The sequence below is a fragment of the Streptomyces sp. NPDC060027 genome (assembly GCF_042737005.1).
Lineage (GTDB): Bacteria > Actinomycetota > Actinomycetes > Streptomycetales > Streptomycetaceae > Streptomyces.
In genome coordinates this window covers 1-3002 of the sequence record NZ_JBHWVI010000413.1, presented here as the reverse complement: position 1 = coordinate 3002, position 3002 = coordinate 1, and the positions used below count along the sequence as shown (strand labels likewise).

Sequence of the window (3002 nt, the reverse complement as noted above, 5' to 3'; positions counted from 1 at the left end):
CAGCCGTCCCGTGGGGGTGCGGCGGGCGCTGCCGTGCGACAGGGGGTGCGTGCGCTACATGATCGGGTCGGGCTCCCGGGCCAGGTCCGCCGCTCCGACGAGACCCGCCTTGTTGCCCAGCTGGGCGGCGATCACATCGGCGACCGGGCGCCAGTTGCCGCCGACCAGCCAGCGCTTGTACGACTTGCGGATCGGGTCGAGGACCAGTTCGCCCTCGTCCGAGAGGCCGCCGCCGACGATGAAGGCGGACGGGTCGAAGAGCGAGGCCAGGTCGGCCAGACCCGCGCCGGCCCAGCGGGCCAGCTCGCGGTAGGAGTCCACCGCGACATGGTCGCCCTGGCGGGCGGCCATGGAGATGTGCTTGCCCTCGATGCCTTCGGGGGTGCCGTCACCGAGGCCCAGCAGGACCTCCGCGGCTTCCGGGGTCGCGTTGGCCCGCTGCTTGGCGTAGCGGACGAGGGCGCGCCCGGAGGCGTACTGCTCCCAGCAGCCCTGCGAGCCGCAGCCGCACAGCAGACCGTCCGGCACCATCCGGATGTGGCCGAACTCCGCTGCCACGCCGAAGTGGCCGCGGCGCAGCTTGTTGCCGATGATGATGCCGCCGCCGAGGCCCGTGCCCAGGGTGATGCAGATGACGTTGCGGTGGCCCTTGCCCGCGCCGAACTTGTACTCGCCCCAGGCGGCCGCGTTCGCGTCGTTCTCCACGACGACCGGCAGACCGACACGCTGCTCGACCTCGGCCTTGAGCGGCTCGTTGCGCCAGTCGATGTTCGGCGCGAAATACACCGTCGAGCGCTGGCGGTTCACGTATCCGGCGGCACCGATACCGACACCCACGATGTCGTGACCGGCGCGCGCGCCCTCCACGGCCGAGGCGATGGCGTCAATGATCGCCTGCGACGTGGTCGGGGTCGGCACCTTGTGCGTCGAGAGGATGTTGCCTTCCTCGTCGACCACACCGGCCGCGATCTTCGTGCCGCCGATATCGACGCCGATGGTGAGTCCCATGAATCCCTCAGTTTCGGTCGAGCCCCGCTACGGCCAACCGTACCCGAGGGGCGATTAGTCCAAGTCGATGTGTTCGCCTGGACCGGGTTCCCCGTCGGGGGATCCCGTGCCCCGGGCGGTCCAGCGGCGTTCCTGGTTCTCGACGGCCGAGCGGTAGGCGGCGAGCAGTTCGGAGCCCGCGGCCGCGAGGTGGTCGAAGACCTCCGGGTTGCGCTCCATCACCGGTTCGACGGCGGCCTTGGCCTGCTGCACGACCTGGCTGACCATCTGCTGGGCGGTGCCGGAGGCGACCGCGCCGAACAGCGGGGACTGGAGCCCGGAGAGTTTGTCGGCGACGGCGTCGACGAGTTTGCGCAGTTCCTCGGCGGCCGAGCCCGGCGGCGGGCCGTGCTGGGCGCGGCGGCGGGTCTTCTCCTGCGCGAGGTCCTCGGCACAGGCCGTCGCCCACGCGTCGTCGTCGGTGGCGTGTGCCTCTTCGACGCGCACCTCGTCGGCCGTCTCCTCCTGAGCGGCGTCGGATGTGGGGCGCTCTTCGCTCATGGCGGACTCCTGCCTAGCGTTTTCGTGCCTTCGACGTTACCCGAACGGAGGTACCCCGTTCACCGTCTCCGGCGCCCCTTGTCGCGATGCGGTCACTTCTCGCGCGGCCACAGCCCGGGATCGGGCGTGAAGCGGACGCGCAGCTCGCCCTCGCGCAGTGCCGCGCCCGCCACCGTGCAGCGGCGCAGCGCCGAGGGGAGCGGGACGATCCTGCGGAACTGGCCGACGGTGACGACGAGTTCGTCTCCGCGCCGGATGAGGTCGAGTTCGTCGCGTATCGCGCCGGGCAGCGGAATGTGCCAGACGAGCACGCCGTCGTCGACGAGGTGGTCGGTGACGGGCCACTCGACAGGGGTGGGCGCGGTGTTGACGCCGGGCACGGGAAGCGCGGCGAGGTCGTCGGTGCCGCGCGGGTCGTGGCCGCGGTGCGGGACCTCGTGCAGGTCGTACGTCTCCTGCCACTCGTCCAGCGCCTTGCGCTGCTGGACCGCGAGGGCCGCCAGCCAGGCGTCGTTGGTGGCGCCGGGCAGCACCCGGCTCGCGACCAGGCTGTCGACGGGCAGGCCGCGCAGGGCGAGGGCGGTGGCGGCGGTGCGGACGGCGTCGGCGCCGGCCGGTCCCGGCTCGGCGACCAGCCGTACGGTCGTGGCGCGGTCCTCGACGACGGCCTGTACGGCGGCCAGCTCGAGGTCCCAGCGCGCCGCCGTCTCGTACAGCCACTCGGCGGGCATGGGCACGCCCGCGAGCCGGCCGAGGACGGGGCGCAGGGCGCGCGCCGCTTGGCGTTCCGGCGGGAGCAGACGGCGCAGGTAGCGGCGGAGTTCCTCGGGCAGGGCGAGGAGGGCGAGGGCCTGGGGGGCCGGGGGGAGGTCCACGACGAGCAGGCCGTACGTCTCCGACAGCGCGGCGTCGCGCAGGGCGCGCAGCAGGGCGAGTTCCTCGGCGCCGGGGAGCGGGGTGACTTCCTCGGCGTCCAGTCGGGAGGCGCCGAGGAGGTCGAGGGCGGTGGTGGCGCGACGCTGGAACGCGGTGAGGTCGTCGCGGAAGCGGGCGGCGGCGTCGGGGCGCCAGGCCGTCAGACCGGGGGCGGCCTCTACGGGGTCCGGGCCGGTGGGGACGCCGAGGACGGCTCCGAGGGTGTCGGTGCGGTCGGCGGTGAGCACCAGGGTGCGGGTGCCCTCGCGGGCCGCCTGCAGCGCGGTGGCCGCGGCGACGGTGGTACGGCCGGTGCCGCCTTGGCCGGTGATCAGGATGGTGCGCATGAGGGTGAACGCTACCGGTGCCCCGCCGCGGGGACGGACCGCGCTCCCCCCGTCACCCGGGGGTCCGGTGCCGGTCCGGTGCCTGCGGGCCGGTGGGTGCGGGCCGGTGGGTGGGTCGGGGCCGTGCCGGTACATCCCAGTCCGTCGCCGCTGGATCAGACGTGGGCTACCTGTGCGAACTGCTGCTCGATC

General features: G+C 73.5%; 3 protein-coding genes. All 3 read right to left on the bottom strand.

Translation table 11 applies throughout. The annotated features are described in order from the left end of the window. Window positions 1-54: 54 nt before the first annotated feature. On the bottom strand, window positions 55-1008 hold the full coding sequence (locus ACFWBT_RS42470) for an ROK family glucokinase (protein ID WP_385710037.1): 954 nt from the start codon (window positions 1006-1008) through the stop codon (window positions 55-57). Between the two features lie 54 nt (window positions 1009-1062). Then, window positions 1063-1548: a DUF5304 domain-containing protein gene (locus ACFWBT_RS42465; RefSeq protein WP_385710033.1), complete on the bottom strand. Its 486-nt coding sequence runs from the start codon at window positions 1546-1548 to the stop codon at window positions 1063-1065. A 92-nt stretch (window positions 1549-1640) separates the two neighbouring features. Continuing rightward, entirely contained in the window at window positions 1641-2810 is a 1170-nt protein-coding gene (locus ACFWBT_RS42460) for an ArsA family ATPase (protein WP_385710030.1), read from the bottom strand. Window positions 2811-3002: the final 192 nt, after the last annotated feature.